Genomic DNA, 15,533 nt, shown 5'->3' with positions numbered 1-15,533 from the left:
CATGGCTCGCGTGCACGCATTCACCGATGACGTCCTCGGCAGCCTCGACGCCGTCGGGGTCGCCGAGGCGGTGCGGCGCGGTGACTTCACGGCGCTCGAGGCGGTCGAGGCCGCCATCGCCCGGATCGACGCGGTCGACCCGGAGCTGGGGGCGATGGCCTACCGCACCTTCGACGGAGCGCGGGTGCAGGCCGGGTCGCCGCGCTCGGGTTTCTTCGCCGGTGTGCCGACGCTGATCAAGGACAACACCGACGTGCTCGGCGTGCCCACGCGCAACGGCACCGACTCCTACGCGGCCGGCCCGGCCGCCCGCAACGCCGAGGTCGTCAAGATGCTCGGCAAGCTCGGGCTGATCTCGCTCGGCAAGAGCCAGCTCTCCGAGTTCGGCTTCTCGGCGACCGCCGAGCACCCACGCTTCGGTCCGGTGCGCAACCCGTGGGACACCTCACTGGTCTCCGGTGCCTCCTCGGCAGGCTCGGGGGCCCTGGTCGCCGCCGGTGCCGTGCCGCTCGCCCACGGCAACGACGGCGGCGGCTCGCTGCGCATCCCGGCCTCCTCGTGCGGCCTGGTCGGGTTCAAGCCGACCCGCGACCGGCTCCCGAAGAACCCGATGTACGGCCTGCTGCCGGTCAACCTCGTCGTCGACGGCGTCCTGTGCAGGTCGGTGCGCGACGCCGCCGCGTTCATGCGGGAGGCCGAGCGGGCCCATCACACCAGCCTGCCGCCGATCGGTGACATCACCGGTCCGTCGGCGAAGCGGCTCCGGATCGCGATGTACACCGAGGCGCTCGGCCGGTCGGCCTCGCCCGAGGTCGCCGACCTGGTCAAGAAGACCGCCTCGGTGCTCGAGGAGCTCGGCCACGTCGTCGAGGAGGTCGTGCCGCCGGTGCCGGAGACCTTCGACGAAGACTTCGTCCTCTACTGGGGATCCCTGGCGGTGGCGCTGGCCAACGCGGGCCCGTTGCGTGGCCGTTCCTGGGACCGTACGCGGCTGGACAATCTCACCCTCGGCCTCTCCGCGGCCACGCTCAAGAACGCCCGGCAGGTGCCGGCCGCGATCAACCGGCTGCGCCGGTCCACCGCGGTCGCGGAAGGTTTCCACGCCGTCTACGACGTGGTGCTGACGCCCACGGTCGCGCACGTCACTCCCGAGGTCGGATATCTGGCGCCGACCCAGCCCTACGACCTGGTGATGAAGCGGCTGATGGACTGGGTCGCGTTCACGCCGTGGCAGAACGTGACCGGTGGTCCGGCGGTGTCTCTGCCGCTGCAGCAGACGGCCTCCGGAGTGCCTCACGGGATGATGTTCGGCGCTGCGCCAGGGCGGGAGAGTTTGCTCCTGGAGCTCGCTTTCGAGCTCGAGGAAGCGATGGGCTTCGCCGATTTGTTGAGCGCCCCGCCCCTGCCGTAACGTTCTCTCACGCAACGCCCCTTTAGCTCAGTCGGCAGAGCGTCTCCATGGTAAGGAGAAGGTCTACGGTTCGATTCCGTAAAGGGGCTCTGGAGTTCGGGACCCGCAGTAGGAATACTGCGGGCCTGATTCCTGTTGAGGCGGGGTAGCTCAGGCGGTTAGAGCGCACGACTCATAATCGTGAGGTCGCGGGTTCGATCCCCGCCCCCGCTACCGCCAAAGACCGCATCACCTCGATCAGCACCGTAAGGATTCTCCCGTGGCCAGCAAGAGCAGCGACGTTCGCCCGAAGATCACCCTCGCTTGCACCGAGTGCAAGGAGCGGAACTACATCTCGAAGAAGAACCGTCGGAACGACCCCGACCGCATCGAGCTCAACAAGTACTGCCCGCGTTGCCGCAAGCACACCGCGCACCGCGAGACCCGCTGAACCCAGCTTCACACAGAGCGCAACGCTGATTGGCGCTCCGAACGCCCCGCTCCGCCACTGAGTTCCAGATGGCAGCGAAGCGGGGCGTTCGTCATTTCAAAGCTCGAGAAGTCACTCCCGCAGGCCGAGAAGTCACCCCTGCAGGTCGAGACGTCGACGCGGTGCCAGCTCGACCTGCAGAAGTGACGCTTCGGGCGGCGTACGTGACTTCTCGACGGGCCACTAGAGTTGTACGCATGGCAGTCGATGGGTCGCTCGTAGGGCGCGTGTTTCCTCCGACCAGGCCCTATCGGGTCACCGAGGAGAAGGTGCGGGAGTTCGCTGCCGCCTCCGGTCTGGGCTGGGAGAGCGGCGACCAGGTGCCGGCGACGTTCCCGATCGTGCTCGCCTTCGACGCGATGAACGCCTTCCTCGACGATGTCGAGGTCGAGCTGTCCCGGATCGTGCACGGCGAGCAGAAGTTCTCCTACGCCCGGCCGATCGCGCCCGGCGACGTGCTCACCACCTCCCTGAGCGTCGCGACGCTGCGCCAGATCGGCGGCAACGACATCATCGGCACCGTCTCGGCGATCACCGACGAGGCTGGCGCGCTCGTGTGCACCACCTCGGCCACTCTGGTCCACCGAGCGGCGGAGGTCGCGTGATGGCGCTCGAAGCAGGCGCCGAGCTGGCCCCGAAGACCTATCCGATCACCCGAGCGTCGCTGGTGCGCTACGCCGGTGCGAGCGGCGACTTCAACCCGATCCACTGGTCCGACCGGGTGGCCACCGCGGTCGGTCTGCCCGGCGTGATCGCTCACGGCATGTTCACCATGGCCCTGGTCGCCCGCGCGGTCGCGGAGTGGACCGACGGTGCCGAGGTCGTCGACCTGGGCGCCAAGTTCACCAACCCGGTCGTCGTGCCCGATGACGACGAGGGCACCGCGGTCACGGTCGACGGCACGGTCAAGTCGGTCGACGACGGGCTCGTGACCATCCAGCTCACCGTGACCAGCGGCGACCAGAAGGTCCTCGGTATGCCGAAGGTGACCGTGCGTGCCTGAGAACGTGCCTGAGAACGTGCCTGAGAACCTCGCCGAACACACCACCTTCCACCTCGGCGGCCCGGCGGCCGAGTTCGTCACCGCGACGACCGAGACGGAGATCATCGAGGCGGTCACGGCCGCCGACGAAGCCGGCAAGAACGTGCTCGTGCTGGGCGGCGGGAGCAACCTGATCGTCGCCGACGCCGGGTTCCCCGGCACCGTCATCAAGCTCGCGACCACCGGTGTGGTGGCGGAGACGGTCGAGGGCGGCGTACGCGTGACCGTGGCGGCAGGGGAGGCCTGGGACGAGTTCGTGGCGACCGCCGTCGACAAGGGCTGGAGCGGCGTCGAGGCGCTCTCGGGCATCCCCGGCAGCGTCGGCGCCACCCCGATCCAGAACGTCGGTGCCTACGGCCAAGACGTGTCGCAGACCATCGAGAGCGTCAAGGTCTTCGACCGTGGGCTGCGCGAGCTGCGTACGTTCACCGCGGAGGAGTGCCGGTTCGGCTACCGCTGGTCGCTCTTCAAGGCAGACCCGGGCAGCAGCGTGGTCCTCGAGGTCACCTTCCGGCTGGGCACCGACGGCGAGACCGGCTCGCCGATCGCCTACGCCCAGCTCGCCGGCGCCCTCGGTGTCGAGCAGGGCACCCGGGTGCCGTCCAAGCACATCCGCGAGGCCGTGCTCGACCTGCGCAGCAGCAAGGGCATGGTCATCGACGAGGCCGACCACGACACCTGGTCGGCGGGCTCGTTCTTCACCAACCCGGTGGTCTCGCCCGACGACGTGCCCGAGGGCGCCCCCGCCTACCCCCAGCCCGACGGCTCGGTGAAGACGTCCGCCGCCTGGCTCATCGACCACGCGGGCTTCAAGAAGGGCCACGCCCCGGCCGGCCTGGAAGGCCGGGTCTCCCTCTCGACCAAGCACACGCTCGCCCTCACCAACCGCGGCAACGGCACCACCGAGGATCTCCTCGTCCTGGCGAGGGAGATCCGCGACGGCGTCGAGGCGGCGTACGGCATCGTGCTGGTCAACGAACCCGTCATGCTCGGCGTACGCCTCTGAACCTCCCTCCCACGCGGCGTCAGCGACGCTGCAGGAGCACGAGCACCTCGTGGTGGTCGGTGTTCGGGAACATGTCGAGCAGTCGCGCCGAGACGGGTCGCAGCGAGGGCATCTCACCCAGGTCGCGGGCGAGGGTGTCGACGTTGCAGGAGGAGTAGACGACGTGCTCGACCCCTGACGCCTCGAGCCATCCGGCGAGCGCGGAGCCGATGCCGCGCCTCGGTGGGTTGACGATGACCAGCTCGGGCGCGGTGGCCGAGGAGGTGGCGTACGCAGCGGCGTCGCCGGCCACCCAGCTGGTGCCGGAGAGGCCCAGGTCTGCGGCGGTCGAGGCGGCCGCCTCGATGGCCTGCTCGCTCGACTCGACGCCGAGCACCTCCCGGCCCGGCGCGGCGAGGTGCAGCCCGAAGCCACCGACGCCGCAGTAGAGGTCCCAGACCGACGTCGAGGCCACCGAGGTCACCAGGTCGCGGGCGTGACGGTAGAGGGCGGCCGCGACGGCGGTGTTGGTCTGGAAGAACGAGTGCGGGCGCAGCCGCAGCCCGATGCCGTTGACCTCCATCGTGAGCGCCTCACGATCGGTCAGGAAGATCTCCTCGGGCCCCTCGATCACGGCCTTGTGCTCCGGCTGGATGTTCGCCGAGGCGACGGCGATCGGCAGCTCCTCCAGGAGCGCGGGCAGGTGCTTGCGCAACCGGGAGATCGCCTCGGTCGAGCGCAGCACCCAGCGCACCATCAGCTCGCCGCTGGGCGCCTCGGTGAGGATCACGTGCTTGAGCTCGCCGCGCCGCTCCGGCACCGAGTAGGGCGTCATCCGTGCGGTGGTGACGAACCGTGAGAGCACCGGCAGCGCGGCCTGCAGCCCCGGCGTGTGCAGCCCGCAGGCCAGCAGGTCGACGCCGAGCCCGTCGTGCGACAGGATCCCCAGCGTCGGCGCCTCGACCGAGCCGGCGACGACCATCTTCGCCTTGTTACGGAAGCCGGCCTCCGGGCTCGAGACCGGCTCCTCCCAGCGCAGGTCGTACGCGGCGAGCGCGGTCTCGACCCGCCGCTGCTTCTGCGTCAGCTGATCCGCGTATGCCGTCTCCAGCCAGCGGCAGGAGCGGCAGGCACCCGCGGTGAAGTAGGCGCAGTCCATCCCTCAGAGACGGCTGCCCAGCATCGCGTCGACGCTGTCGAAGGAGCTGCTCTCGCCGATGCCGTTCACGACCATCACGATGATGAACACGATGTAGGCGATCCAGAAGAGCATGTAGAGCCCGCCGAAGATCGTGCCGATCAGGCCGGTGATGAAACCCGCCTGCGCGTTGCCGCGACCGCTGTAGGCGGCCGGGTTGGCGTCGATCTCGCGCATCACCCGCCGGCCCTTCGCCCAGCCGAACGGCGCGACGAAGACGCCGATGCCGCCGCACATGACCGAGAGGCAGAGCCCGACGATGCCGAAGACCATCGCCGTGTTGGCCTCGGGGTGCGGCGGCGCCTGCGGGTAGCCGTAGGGCGCCTGCGCGTAGGGCGGCTGCGGGGTGGCCCCGTATCCGGCAGGCTGGCCGTAGCCGGGCTGGTTCTCGGGAGGAGGCGTCGTCATCCTCAGATCCCGCTGTCGTAGGGCTCGTAGGAGGACGACGGGTCGTCGAAGCCGCCGCTGATGCCGATGATCACGAGGCCGACGATCAGCAGGATGCCGAGCACCAGGATCACGGTGCCGATGATGCCGAGGATGAAGCCGGCCTGCGCCTGGCCACGGCCGGTGAGGCCACCGTTGGACGCGTCGATCCGCTTCTTGGAAGCCAGGCCGAGGAACAGGGCGAACGGCGAAGCGAGCAGCGGCAGGTAGCAGGCGAGGCCGCCCGCGACGCCGATGATGCCCAGCACCATCGCCGTGGTCGAGCCGGAGTCGGGCTGGCCGACACCGGCCCCGTAGGGAGCCTGCCCGCCGTAGGGCTGGGCGCCGTAGCCGGGCTGGGCGCCGTAGGCGGGCGGCGGGGGCGGCGGGGTGCCGTAGGACGCTGCCGGCGGCTTCTGGTCGAAGGTCGCGCCACCGTAGGGGTTGGCCGGCTGCTCACCGTAGGTCTGGCCGTACGCCGGCTGCGTCGGGTCCGGCTGACCCGGCTGCTGGGCCTGCTCCGGGGCAGCGTCGGGCGAGGCCGGAGGCGGCGGGGTCGAGCCGTCGGCCGGCTGGTTGGGGTCGGGCTGGTCGTCGGACGGGTTCGTCATGTCCGACATTGTGTCTTAACTCTGCCGCTCGGTGGTCTGCGAGGGCGTGTTGATCCAGTCGTCGACCTCGGTGAGCAGCGTCTTCTTGGTCGCCTCGGGTGCGGCAGAGGCGGTGATCGACATCCGCGCCAGGTCGGCGAGGGTCTCGTCGGTGAGCTCGTGAGCGGCCCGCATGGTGGCGTACTGGGCGGCCAGGCGAGAGCCGAACAGCAGCGGGTCGTCGGCCCCGAGAGCCACGGTGGCCCCGGCGTCGAGCAGCTGCGGCAGCGGCACCGAGGTGAGGTCGGAGTAGACCCCGAGCGAGACGTTGGAGGTCGGGCAGACCTCCAGTGCGACGCCCGCCCGCACGATCTCGTCGAGCAGGGCCGGATCCTCGGCCGCACGTACGCCGTGGCCCAGCCGGGTCGCGTGCAGCGAGCCGAGCACGGTGCGGATGTGCTCGGGCCCGCGCAGCTCGCCGCCGTGGGGCATCAGCCGCAGCCCGGCCCGTTCGGCGATCCGGAAGGCGTGGTCGAACTCCTCGGTGCGCCCGCGACGCTCGTCGTTGGAGAGCCCGAACCCGACCACGCCGTGGTCGACGTACTGCCCGGCGAGGCGCGCCAAGATCCGCGCGTCCATCGGGTGCCGGGTGCGGTTGGACGCGATGATCACCGCGATCCCGAGCCCGGTCTCCCGCTCGGCGTCGGCGACGGCGTCGAGGACCAGATCCGTGAACGTGGTGATCCCGCCGAACTTCGCCGCATAGCCCGACGGGTCGACCTGGATCTCGAGCCATCTGCCACCGTCGCGTACGTCGTCCTCGGCGACCTCCATGACGAGCCGCCGGATGTCGGCCTCGGTGCGCAGCACCGACCGCGCCACGTCGTAGAGCCGCTGGAACCGGAACCAGCCCTTCTCGTCGGCCGCGCTCAGCGTCGGCGGCCAGTCGGAGACCAGCTGCTCGGGCAGCCGGATCCCGTCCCGGGCGGCCAGCTCGAGCAGCGTCTCGTGGCGCATCGCGCCGGTGAAGTGCAGGTGCAGGTGAGCCTTCGGCAGCGTACGCAGGTCGCGGCGGTCGTGCTCGGAGCGGTCACCGCTCATGCGAGCAGCTTCTCGGCCGCGGCCAGCTTCACGCACACGGTGACGACCTCCGTCGCTCCCTCGACCTGCTCCAACGGCGGGAAGCTCGGGGCCAGCCGGATGTTGGTGTCGTCCGGGTCGTGCTTGCCGGGGAAGGCCGATCCGGCCGGGGTCAGCGCGACGCCGGCACCCTTGGCGAGCTCGATCACGCGGGAGGCGGTGCCGGGCAGCACGTCGAGGCTGACGAAGTAGCCGCCGGCCGGTCGGGTCCAGGACGCCACGTCGAGCCCGGCGAGCTCACGGGCGAGCTCGTCCTCGACGGCGGCGAACCGCGGCGCGAGCAGGTCGCGGTGCTTGGCCATGTGCTCACGCACACCGGCCGCCGAGCCGAAGAACTCGGCATGGCGCAGGTGGTTGACCTTGTCGGGGCCGATCGCGCCGTGGCTGAGGTGGTCGAGCCACCAGGCGACGTTGTCCTTGGACCCGCCGAAGAACGCGACACCGGCGCCGGCGTAGGTCATCTTCGAGGTCGAGGCGAACAGCAGCGGCCGGTGCGGGTTGCCGGCGGCGTTGGCCAGCGAGACGATGTCGGCGGTCTTGGTCTCCGCCGGGGTCAGGTGGTGCAGCGCGTAGGCGTTGTCCCAGAAGATCTTGAAGTCGGGAGCTGCGGTCGGCATCGAGGAGAGCCGCTCGGCGATCTCCTGCGAGGTGACGTCACCGGTCGGGTTGGCGTAGGTCGGCACCAGCCACATGCCCTTGATCGACGCGTCGTCCTTGACGAGGGCCGCGATCGCCTCGGCGTCGGGTCCGTCGGCGCCCATCGGCACCGGCACCATCTCGATCCCGAACCACTTCAGCAGGGTGAAGTGGCGGTCGTAGCCGGGCACCGGGCAGACGAACTTCACCGTCTCCTCGCGGCCCCACGGGCGCTCGCTGTCGACGGCGCCGTGAAGCCAGAGGTAGGTCAGCGTGTCGCGCATCATCGTGAGGCTCGAGCTGCCTCCGGCGATGAGCTGGTCGGTCTCCAGGCCGAGCAGCTCGGCGAAGATCTCGCGGATCTCGATGCCGCCGGCGAGGCCGCCGTAGTTGCGTGTGTCGGTGCCGTCCGGGGCGGTCGTCGACTTGGGCAGCTGGAGCATGCCGTCGGAGAGATCGAGCTGGTCCGCCGAGGGCTTGCCCCGGGTCAGATCGAGCTTCAGGCCCTTGCTCACCAAGTTGTCGTACGCCGTGCGCTGCTCCGTTGCGAACGCTTCGAGTTCCTCGCGTGAGAGTTCGGCGAGGGGACGGGATTGAGAGGTCATGCCCGCAATCCTAGGGGTCACGGGTGCCCAGTTTGGAACGTGTTAACCCGAGTGCGTAGACTCACCGACGGTGGTCTTCCCACATGGTTAGTTGCGCCCTCAACCGCGCCTCTGATGCAGACCTCCGTAGGGCACTAGCTCAACTGGCAGAGCATCGGTCTCCAAAACCGAAGGTTGGGGGTTCAAGTCCCTCGTGCCCTGCAAAGCCGGACCAGCGATGGAAACGTTTCGAGAGAAGGTGACGGCGTGACGGACAGCAAGGCAGTCCCGACTCCGAACGAGAAGAAGTCGGAGAAACGCACCAGCATCCCGACGTTCTACCGCCAGGTCGTGGCCGAGCTCCGCAAGGTCGTGTGGCCGACGCAGCAGCAGCTCACGACGTACTTCATCGTGGTCCTGGTCTTCGTCCTGGTCATGATGGCCATCACGGCCGGCCTTGACCTCGGGTTCGGCAAGTTGATGTTCTGGGTGTTCGGCGGCCGCGACGCGTGATCGCGTGGGCCCCGGCCCGCGGACCACACCCGATATACACATTCAACGGTTTGGAGCAGCACGTGTCTGAGCAGGACTACACCGAGGAGACCGAGGTCCTCGAGGCGGCCGATGCCGCTGCTGACGTGCCTGCCGAGGCTGCGCCGGAAGAGGCCGCAACCGAGGAGGTTGCGCCCGAGGAGCTCACCGACGAGGCGGGCACCGAGGAGACCGACGCCGAGGAGACCGGCGACGAGACGTTCGACGAGATCGTCGAGGGCGAGGCCCCCGAGGCCTCCGACGACGACCCGCTCGAGGCGTTCCGCCGTGAGCTGTGGGCGAAGCCGGGCGACTGGTTCGTGATCCACACCTACTCCGGCATGGAGAACCGGGTGAAGTCCAACCTGGAGAACCGCATCGTCTCCCTCAACATGGAGGACTACATCCACGAGATCGTGGTCCCCACCGAAGAGGTCCCGGAGATCAAGAACGGCCAGCGCAAGATGGTCAAGCGCACCGTGCTCCCCGGTTACGTGCTGGTCCGGATGGACCTCACCGACGAGTCCTGGTCGGCCGTACGCCACACCCCGTCGGTCACCGGCTTCGTCGGTCACAGCCACCAGCCGGTGCCGCTGTCGATGACCGAGGTCGAGAACATGCTCGCCCCCGCCGTCGTCGCCCAGGCCGAGGCCGAGGCTGCCGCCGCCGGCGAGGCCGCCACCGCCACGCCTGGTGCCACCGGCACCGCCAAGAAGCCCATCGAGGTCGTCGACTTCGCCGAGGGCGACTCGGTCACCGTGGTCGACGGCCCCTTCGCCACCCTCCACGCCACGATCACCGAGCTCAACGCCGAGTCCCAGCGCGTCAAGGCGCTCGTGGAGATCTTCGGCCGCGAGACCCCCGTCGAGCTCTCGTTCAACCAGATCGAGAAGGTCTGAACGTACGCTTCGAGCGCCCTGCACCATGATGGTGCAGGGCGCTCGGCATTTGGTGACCCGACGCTAGCGACTGTTCAGGCGGGAGAAGCGCATGCTCAAGTGGGTGCTGGCCGCTGTTGGGATTGTCGTGGCGATGATCGCAATCTTCATCGGCGTCGTGCTGTTCCTCTTCAACAGAGAAGGGCCCGACATGAGCAACTTGACCGAGCTCCACAGTGCCGAGGTGCTCGATCTGACGGACCTGGGAAGCAGCTACCGGGTCGTCTATGAGTACACGTACCAAGGAGAGACCTTCTACGGCCGCAAGACGATCAACGGCAACAGCCTTCATCGCGGCAGCACGTTCGGCATCTGTCTTGACCCGTCCGATCCGGCCAAACACGCCCACACTCACACTGATTGTGGTCCCGGTGGACCTCTCGATCCGAAAGAAGGGCTCAAGGAGAAGCCTGAGCTCTGAGGGACTCCCTACGGCAGTGTGTTGATCAACCAGCGGACGTACCCGGAGATGTCGGTGACGACACCGGGGGTGGCGGCGTTGGCCTGGGGGACGGTCTTGCCGATCATCCGGATGCTGCATGCCTCGACGGCGCGGTTGGTGTCCCAGCCGGCGGCGAGGTCGGGGAACCGTGCGGACAGCTCGGCGGCGCAGATGGCGTGGCGCTCCGAGAGGGTGGCCCAGCTGCCGTCATCGGTCGGGGTCGCGCTGGGGGTGGGGGATGCCGGGGCGTCGGTGTCGGGTTTGTCGGCCGGCTGAGCGCCGGAGGTGGGTCGCGGCTTCGGCTTCGAGCTGGGCTTCGTCGCGCCGGGGCGCTTCTTCCCGGCGTCTGCGCCGTCCTTCGAGCGGCCCTTCGTGCCGGAGCCGGATGGGCTCGGCTCGGCGTGCGCCGGTGCGGCGGTGAGGGCGATGTCCTCGCTCCCGTAGGGGCTGTCGGCATAGCCCTTGGCGATCTTCAGCACCGTCGCGACGTACGCCTTGCTGTGGTTGTAGCGGCCGAGCGCGGCGCGCTTCCCCTTGTCGGTCGAGACGTCGTCGTCGCCGGAGCACAGATAGACGGCGGCGGCCAGGGCGGCATCGTCGATGTCCTGCGGGTCGCGCCGGCCGTCGCCGTCTCCGTCGACGGCCACCAACGGCCATGTCGCGGGGACGAACTGCATCGGCCCGACGGCCCTGTCGCCGCTGGTGAGCTTGTCGACGGCGCCACCGTCGGTGTCGGGCGCGGGGTCACCGGCGGGGGAGGTGAGCGACGGTCCGTAGATCGGGGGAGTGGCCCTGCCGTCGGCGTCGAGCCGGCTGCTCTTGAGGCGCCCGTGGTCGGACTCGACCATCCCGACCGCGGCGACGAGGGTCCAGTCGAGGGCGCAGGCGCGGTCGGCGGTGGTCACCACGGACGCCGCCCGCTGATAGGCGGCGAGCGCGGTCATCGGGATGCCGCTGCCGTCGGCCATCGCGATCGCGACGGCGCCGGTCCGCGCGCCCCGGTGGGCGCCCTGGGCCGGGGCGGGCTCGGTGAGGCTCGCCGGCTGCTCGATCGCGGAGGTCACCATGGCCTCTCCGCCGGGCAGCGTCACGGCCCCGCCGGGGTCGAACCCGGCTCCGGTGGTGGCGGCCGTCCAGCCGGCGGAGAGCGCGGCGAGCGGTACGAGCGCGGCGAACATGGACAGTTGACCGAGACGCTTGCTGAACAACGACACTCCCTCGTGAAATCCCCGGGGGAGTATGGCAGAACGATGTGTCGGTCGTCACCACAGGGTCCGTGGCGGCGCAGGTCGCGCGCTGATTTCGCGAACTCGGCCGAGATCACGGACAATCGACAAGTTGCGCGAGCAACACAGCAGGTGGCAGAGGCCGAAACGTACAAGCGGCTTCGTCATGACCACGAGAAGGAAGAGATCTCAAGAATGCCTCCGAAGAAGAAGATCGCAGCGCTCGTCAAGGTGCAGCTGCAGGCCGGCTCCGCGACCCCGGCTCCGCCGGTCGGTACCGCGCTCGGTCCGCACGGCGTCAACATCATGGAGTTCTGCAAGGCGTACAACGCCCAGACCGAGTCCATGCGCGGCAACGTCATCCCCGTAGAGATCACCATCTACGAGGACCGCTCGTTCACCTTCATCACGAAGACCCCGCCGGCCGCCGAGCTGATCAAGAAGGCCGCCGGCCTCAAGAAGGGCTCCTCGGTCCCGCACACCGACAAGGTCGGCAAGCTGACCAAGGACCAGGTCCGCGAGATCGCGACGACCAAGCTGCCCGACCTCAACGCCAACGACATCGACTCCGCGATGAAGATCGTCGAGGGCACCGCCCGCTCGATGGGCGTCACCACCGACTGACCGTGGGAGAGCCGCGCTGGCTCGCTAACCACATCTCCTCTTAACCACTAAGGAATTCATCATGCAGCGCAGCAAGACCTACCGCGCGGCGTCGGAGACGTTCGACCAGAACGAGCTCTACGCCCCGCTGGACGCGATCAAGATCGCCAAGTCCTCCAGCAAGAAGAAGTTCGACGAGACCGTTGACGTCGTCATGCGTCTCGGCGTCGACCCCCGCAAGGCCGACCAGATGGTGCGCGGCACCGTCAGCCTGCCCCACGGCACCGGTAAGACGATGCGCGTCATCGTCTTCGCCGCTGCGCCCGACAAGGCCGAGGCCGCCCGCGCGGCCGGCGCCGACGTCGTCGGTGGCGACGAGCTCATCGAGAAGGTCTCCGGCGGCTGGCTCGACTTCGACTCCGTCGTCGCGACCCCCGACATGATGGGCAAGGTCGGTCGCCTCGGTCGCGTGCTCGGCCCGCGTGGCCTCATGCCGAACCCGAAGACCGGCACCGTCACCCCGGACCCGGCCAAGGCCGTGACCGACATCAAGGGCGGCAAGATCGACTTCCGGGTCGACCGTCACGCCAACCTTCACTTCATCATCGGCAAGGCCTCCTTCTCCGAGGCTCAGCTTGCTGAGAACTACGCCGCTGCTCTCGAGGAGGTGCTTCGTCTGAAGCCGTCCTCCTCCAAGGGCCGCTACCTGAAGAAGGTCACCGTCTCCACGACCATGGGCCCCGGCATCCAGGTCGACCACAACCGCATCAAGAACGTCGCGGGTGAGGACGAGGCCTGAGCCTCTGGATCTCATCAGATGGACCGCCACCTTGAGGGGTGGCGGTCCATCTGCGTTCAAAGAGTCGTAGAGTGCGGCCCATGAATCTGCGGAAGCTGGCTGCTGCCCTCACTGTTCCTGCTCTGGGACTGGCTCTCACCGCGTGCGGCGGCGGTGATGAAGCGGGCAAGTCGCCCTCCGGTGCGAAGCTGGTCAAGGCCGATACCTTGACCATCTGCACGCACCTCCCCTACAAGCCGTTCGAGTTCAACGAGGGCGGCGAGGTCGTCGGTTTCGACATCGACGTGCTCAAGATCGCGGCCGACGCCGAGAAGCTCGAGACCGAGGTCGTCAACATCGGCTGGGAGACCATCGTCTCCGGTGAGGCGCTCAACTCGGGCAAGTGCGACGTCGCCGCCGGCGCGATGACGATCAACGAGGAGCGCCAGAAGGTCATGGACTTCTCCGAGCCCTACTTCGAGGCGACCCAGGCACTGCTCACCAAGAAGGGTGCCGGCTACGCCGCGCTCGACGACCTCGGTGGCAAGACCATCGCGGTCCAGGAGGCCACCACGGGTGCCGACTACGTCAAGGAGAACGCTCCCAAGGACACCAAGATCATCACGCTCGAGGACTCCGCGCTGATGATGCAGGCGGTCAAGTCGGGCAAGGCCGACGCCGGCGTCAATGACAACGGTCTGCTCTACGACTTCGTCAAGGACAACTCCGACATGGAGATCACCGGCGAGTTCCAGACCGGTGAGGCGTACGGCTTCTCGGTCAAGAAGGGCGGCAACGACAAGCTGGTCGACGTGATCAACAAGGCCGTCAACGACAAGACCGCCTACGACAAGGTCTTCAAGAAGTGGTTCGGGGAGGCTGCCGCCCAGTGACTGACGCGGCGGTAGTTCCCAAGAAGCGGCTCTCGCCCCGCCGACGTGCGGCACTGACCAGGTACGTCCAGTACGCCATCTTGGTGGCGATCGTGGTCGTCCTCGCGTTCATCGCCGACTGGGGCGAGATCCGGCGCGCGTTCCTCGACCTCGACATCGGGGCGCAGCAGTTCCCCAACGTCATCGTGACCGCGCTGAAGAACACGATCATCTACACCGCCTGTGGGTTCGCCTTCGGGTTGGCGCTCGGACTGGTGCTCGCGCTGATGCGGCTCTCGAGCGTCGGCCCCTACCGGTGGATCTCGACCGGCATCATCGAGCTCTTCCGCGGGCTGCCGGCGCTGGTCGTGTTCCTGGTGCTCGGGCTCGGGCTCTCGCTGGCCTTCGGGATCCAGCTCTCCAACCTCAGCACCGTGACGCTCGCGCTCGGTCTGGTCGGTGGTGCCTACATGGCCGAGACGATCCGGGCCGGCATCCAGGCGGTGCCGAAGGGTCAGTACGAGGCGGCGCGCACCCTGGGCATGACCCACACCCGGGCGATGGTCACCATCGTGCTGCCGCAGGCGTTCCGGGTGATCCTGCCGCCGCTGACCAACGAGCTGATCCTGCTCACCAAGGACTCCTCGCTGGTCTACATCCTCGGGCTCTCGCTGGACGAGTACGAGCTGACCGCGTTCGGTCGTGAGGCGATGAACTCCAACGCCAACCTGACCCCGATGGTCACGATCGCGCTCTGCTACCTGCTGATCACGGTGCCGCTCTCGATCGTCGTACGCCGCATGGAAGCCAAGTCAGGGAAGGCCCGCTGATGACTCAGACCGAAGCGACATCGGTCGCCGAGCGCGGCGCCGCCGCGATCGACGTACGGCAGCTGCACAAGTATTTCGGCAAGAACGAGGTGCTCAAGGGCATCGACTTCCACATCGGTCGCGGCGAGGTGGTCTGCGTGATCGGCCCCTCGGGGTCCGGGAAGTCGACGCTGCTGCGCTGCGTCAACCTGCTCGAGCAGCCCACCAGCGGCACCATCCTGGTCGAGGGCGACGAGATCACCGACCCGGACGCCGACGTCGACGCGCTGCGCGCCCGGATCGGGATGGTCTTCCAGCAGTTCAACCTCTTCCCGCACATGACGGTGCTGCGCAACCTCACCGTCTCGCAGGAGAAGGTGCTCAAGCGACCGCGGGCCGAGGCCACGCAGATCGCGAAGGCCAACCTGGAGAAGGTCGGTCTCTCCGATAAGGCCGACGCCTACCCGGCGCACCTCTCCGGCGGCCAGCAGCAGCGCGTCGCCATCGCGCGGGCGCTGTCGATGAGCCCCGACATGATGCTGTTCGACGAGCCCACCTCCGCGCTCGACCCTGAGCTCGTCGGCGACGTGCTGGCCGTCATGAAGGACCTCGCCTCCGAGGGCATGACGATGATGGTCGTCACCCACGAGATGAGCTTCGCCCGCGAGGTCGCCGACAAGGTGGTCTTCATGGACGGTGGCGTGATCGTCGAGGAGGGCGCGCCCGACGACGTGCTCGGCAACCCGCAGCACGAGCGCACGCAGGCGTTCCTCGCCCGCGTGCTCTGAATGCTCACCGAGGTGACTCGGTCCAGCTGTGCTTGCTTCGTGGAGCTCCGCGAAGCAAGCGGGCC

General features: G+C 68.5%; 19 protein-coding genes and 3 tRNA genes. 16 read left to right on the top strand and 6 right to left on the bottom strand.

Going from position 1 to position 15,533, the window contains the following annotated elements; translation table 11 throughout:
• Window position 1: 1 nt before the first annotated feature.
• From FB381_RS22155 to FB381_RS22125, 7 genes are all read left to right on the top strand, one after another.
• Entirely contained in the window at window positions 2-1,411 is a 1,410-nt protein-coding gene (locus FB381_RS22155) for an amidase (RefSeq protein ID WP_141782240.1), read from the top strand.
• A gap of 16 nt (window positions 1,412-1,427) precedes the next feature.
• A tRNA-Thr gene (locus FB381_RS22150) sits at window positions 1,428-1,500 on the top strand.
• A 50-nt stretch (window positions 1,501-1,550) separates the two neighbouring features.
• Window positions 1,551-1,624, top strand: a tRNA-Met gene (locus FB381_RS22145).
• A 46-nt stretch (window positions 1,625-1,670) separates the two neighbouring features.
• Window positions 1,671-1,841 carry a 50S ribosomal protein L33 gene (rpmG, locus tag FB381_RS22140; protein ID WP_091042824.1) on the top strand — a complete coding sequence of 57 codons (171 nt, stop codon included), beginning with the start codon at window positions 1,671-1,673 and terminating at the stop codon, window positions 1,839-1,841.
• Between the two features lie 236 nt (window positions 1,842-2,077).
• A complete protein-coding gene (locus tag FB381_RS22135; RefSeq protein WP_141782239.1) occupies window positions 2,078-2,485 on the top strand; it encodes an FAS1-like dehydratase domain-containing protein in 408 nt (135 codons plus the stop codon).
• Window positions 2,485-2,883, top strand: a complete 399-nt coding sequence (locus FB381_RS22130) for a MaoC/PaaZ C-terminal domain-containing protein (RefSeq protein WP_141782238.1) — start codon at window positions 2,485-2,487, stop codon at window positions 2,881-2,883. Before FB381_RS22135 ends, FB381_RS22130 begins: the two co-directional genes overlap by 1 nt.
• Window positions 2,876-3,928 (top strand): UDP-N-acetylmuramate dehydrogenase, encoded by a 1,053-nt coding sequence (locus tag FB381_RS22125; RefSeq protein ID WP_246088264.1) that lies wholly within the window; start codon window positions 2,876-2,878, stop codon window positions 3,926-3,928. Before FB381_RS22130 ends, FB381_RS22125 begins: the two co-directional genes overlap by 8 nt.
• A gap of 19 nt (window positions 3,929-3,947) precedes the next feature.
• On the opposite strand, the gene rlmC is transcribed toward FB381_RS22125, so the two are convergent.
• From rlmC to FB381_RS22100, 5 genes are read right to left on the bottom strand one after another with little or no spacing between them, the layout of a single operon-like run.
• On the bottom strand, window positions 3,948-5,066 hold the full coding sequence (gene rlmC, locus FB381_RS22120) for a 23S rRNA (uracil(747)-C(5))-methyltransferase RlmC (RefSeq protein WP_141782237.1): 1,119 nt from the start codon (window positions 5,064-5,066) through the stop codon (window positions 3,948-3,950).
• A 3-nt stretch (window positions 5,067-5,069) separates the two neighbouring features.
• Window positions 5,070-5,513 (bottom strand): DUF4190 domain-containing protein, encoded by a 444-nt coding sequence (locus tag FB381_RS22115; protein WP_211352512.1) that lies wholly within the window; start codon window positions 5,511-5,513, stop codon window positions 5,070-5,072.
• Between the two features lie 2 nt (window positions 5,514-5,515).
• A complete protein-coding gene (locus FB381_RS22110; RefSeq protein WP_141782236.1) occupies window positions 5,516-6,142 on the bottom strand; it encodes a DUF4190 domain-containing protein in 627 nt (208 codons plus the stop codon).
• A gap of 15 nt (window positions 6,143-6,157) precedes the next feature.
• Window positions 6,158-7,222 carry an adenosine deaminase gene (locus tag FB381_RS22105; RefSeq protein WP_141782235.1) on the bottom strand — a complete coding sequence of 355 codons (1,065 nt, stop codon included), beginning with the start codon at window positions 7,220-7,222 and terminating at the stop codon, window positions 6,158-6,160.
• The gene (locus FB381_RS22100; protein WP_141782234.1) at window positions 7,219-8,502 is read right to left on the bottom strand and encodes an aspartate aminotransferase type Ic; all 1,284 of its coding nucleotides are present in this window, start codon (window positions 8,500-8,502) and stop codon (window positions 7,219-7,221) included. Before FB381_RS22100 ends, FB381_RS22105 begins: the two co-directional genes overlap by 4 nt.
• Before the next feature lie 128 nt (window positions 8,503-8,630).
• Between FB381_RS22100 and FB381_RS22095 the strand changes: the two genes are divergently transcribed.
• The 4 genes from FB381_RS22095 to FB381_RS22080 all read left to right on the top strand — a co-directional run bounded on the left by FB381_RS22095 (window position 8,631) and on the right by FB381_RS22080 (window position 10,371).
• A tRNA-Trp gene (locus tag FB381_RS22095) sits at window positions 8,631-8,703 on the top strand.
• A 45-nt stretch (window positions 8,704-8,748) separates the two neighbouring features.
• Complete coding sequence (gene secE, locus FB381_RS22090; RefSeq protein ID WP_141782233.1) at window positions 8,749-8,994, top strand: preprotein translocase subunit SecE; 246 nt, start codon at window positions 8,749-8,751, stop codon at window positions 8,992-8,994.
• Window positions 8,995-9,056: 62 nt separating this feature from the next.
• Window positions 9,057-9,911, top strand: coding sequence for a transcription termination/antitermination protein NusG (gene nusG / locus FB381_RS22085; RefSeq protein WP_246088263.1), 855 nt, complete (start codon window positions 9,057-9,059; stop codon window positions 9,909-9,911).
• Between the two features lie 91 nt (window positions 9,912-10,002).
• Entirely contained in the window at window positions 10,003-10,371 is a 369-nt protein-coding gene (locus tag FB381_RS22080; protein ID WP_141782231.1) for a hypothetical protein, read from the top strand.
• A gap of 8 nt (window positions 10,372-10,379) precedes the next feature.
• Here the strand turns inward: FB381_RS22080 and FB381_RS22075 are convergent, their stop codons facing one another.
• Window positions 10,380-11,600 (bottom strand): lytic transglycosylase domain-containing protein, encoded by a 1,221-nt coding sequence (locus FB381_RS22075; protein ID WP_141782230.1) that lies wholly within the window; start codon window positions 11,598-11,600, stop codon window positions 10,380-10,382.
• Between the two features lie 213 nt (window positions 11,601-11,813).
• Here FB381_RS22075 and rplK point away from each other — a divergent pair, with 213 nt between their 5' ends.
• The 5 genes from rplK (at window position 11,814) to FB381_RS22050 (ending at window position 15,468) form a co-directional block, all read left to right on the top strand.
• Window positions 11,814-12,242, top strand: coding sequence for a 50S ribosomal protein L11 (gene rplK, locus FB381_RS22070; protein ID WP_141782229.1), 429 nt, complete (start codon window positions 11,814-11,816; stop codon window positions 12,240-12,242).
• A gap of 61 nt (window positions 12,243-12,303) precedes the next feature.
• Window positions 12,304-13,020, top strand: a complete 717-nt coding sequence (gene rplA / locus FB381_RS22065) for a 50S ribosomal protein L1 (RefSeq protein WP_141782228.1) — start codon at window positions 12,304-12,306, stop codon at window positions 13,018-13,020.
• Between the two features lie 80 nt (window positions 13,021-13,100).
• Window positions 13,101-13,892 (top strand): transporter substrate-binding domain-containing protein, encoded by a 792-nt coding sequence (locus FB381_RS22060; RefSeq protein ID WP_141782227.1) that lies wholly within the window; start codon window positions 13,101-13,103, stop codon window positions 13,890-13,892.
• The gene (locus FB381_RS22055) at window positions 13,889-14,701 is read left to right on the top strand and encodes an amino acid ABC transporter permease (RefSeq protein ID WP_141782226.1); all 813 of its coding nucleotides are present in this window, start codon (window positions 13,889-13,891) and stop codon (window positions 14,699-14,701) included. Before FB381_RS22060 ends, FB381_RS22055 begins: the two co-directional genes overlap by 4 nt.
• Window positions 14,698-15,468 (top strand): amino acid ABC transporter ATP-binding protein, encoded by a 771-nt coding sequence (locus FB381_RS22050; RefSeq protein WP_425465460.1) that lies wholly within the window; start codon window positions 14,698-14,700, stop codon window positions 15,466-15,468. The genes FB381_RS22055 and FB381_RS22050 overlap by 4 nt, the downstream gene beginning before the upstream one ends.
• Window positions 15,469-15,533: the final 65 nt, after the last annotated feature.

Source organism: Nocardioides albertanoniae, from assembly GCF_006716315.1.
GTDB classification, from domain to species: Bacteria; Actinomycetota; Actinomycetes; order Propionibacteriales; family Nocardioidaceae; genus Nocardioides; species Nocardioides albertanoniae.
This window is presented reverse-complemented; position numbering and strand designations above follow the sequence as displayed.

Coding starts and splice junctions, on each gene's coding strand:
- FB381_RS22155 (WP_141782240.1), top strand. CDS start 2: ATGGCTCGCGTGCACGCATTCACCGATGACGTCCTCGGCAGCCTCGAC.
- FB381_RS22135 (WP_141782239.1), top strand. CDS start 2,078: ATGGCAGTCGATGGGTCGCTCGTAGGGCGCGTGTTTCCTCCGACCAGG.
- FB381_RS22130 (WP_141782238.1), top strand. CDS start 2,485: ATGGCGCTCGAAGCAGGCGCCGAGCTGGCCCCGAAGACCTATCCGATC.
- rlmC (WP_141782237.1), bottom strand. CDS start 5,066: ATGGACTGCGCCTACTTCACCGCGGGTGCCTGCCGCTCCTGCCGCTGG.
- FB381_RS22115 (WP_211352512.1), bottom strand. CDS start 5,513: ATGACGACGCCTCCTCCCGAGAACCAGCCCGGCTACGGCCAGCCTGCC.
- FB381_RS22110 (WP_141782236.1), bottom strand. CDS start 6,142: ATGACGAACCCGTCCGACGACCAGCCCGACCCCAACCAGCCGGCCGAC.
- FB381_RS22105 (WP_141782235.1), bottom strand. CDS start 7,222: ATGAGCGGTGACCGCTCCGAGCACGACCGCCGCGACCTGCGTACGCTG.
- FB381_RS22100 (WP_141782234.1), bottom strand. CDS start 8,502: ATGACCTCTCAATCCCGTCCCCTCGCCGAACTCTCACGCGAGGAACTC.
- FB381_RS22080 (WP_141782231.1), top strand. CDS start 10,003: ATGCTCAAGTGGGTGCTGGCCGCTGTTGGGATTGTCGTGGCGATGATC.
- rplK (WP_141782229.1), top strand. CDS start 11,814: ATGCCTCCGAAGAAGAAGATCGCAGCGCTCGTCAAGGTGCAGCTGCAG.
- rplA (WP_141782228.1), top strand. CDS start 12,304: ATGCAGCGCAGCAAGACCTACCGCGCGGCGTCGGAGACGTTCGACCAG.
- FB381_RS22060 (WP_141782227.1), top strand. CDS start 13,101: ATGAATCTGCGGAAGCTGGCTGCTGCCCTCACTGTTCCTGCTCTGGGA.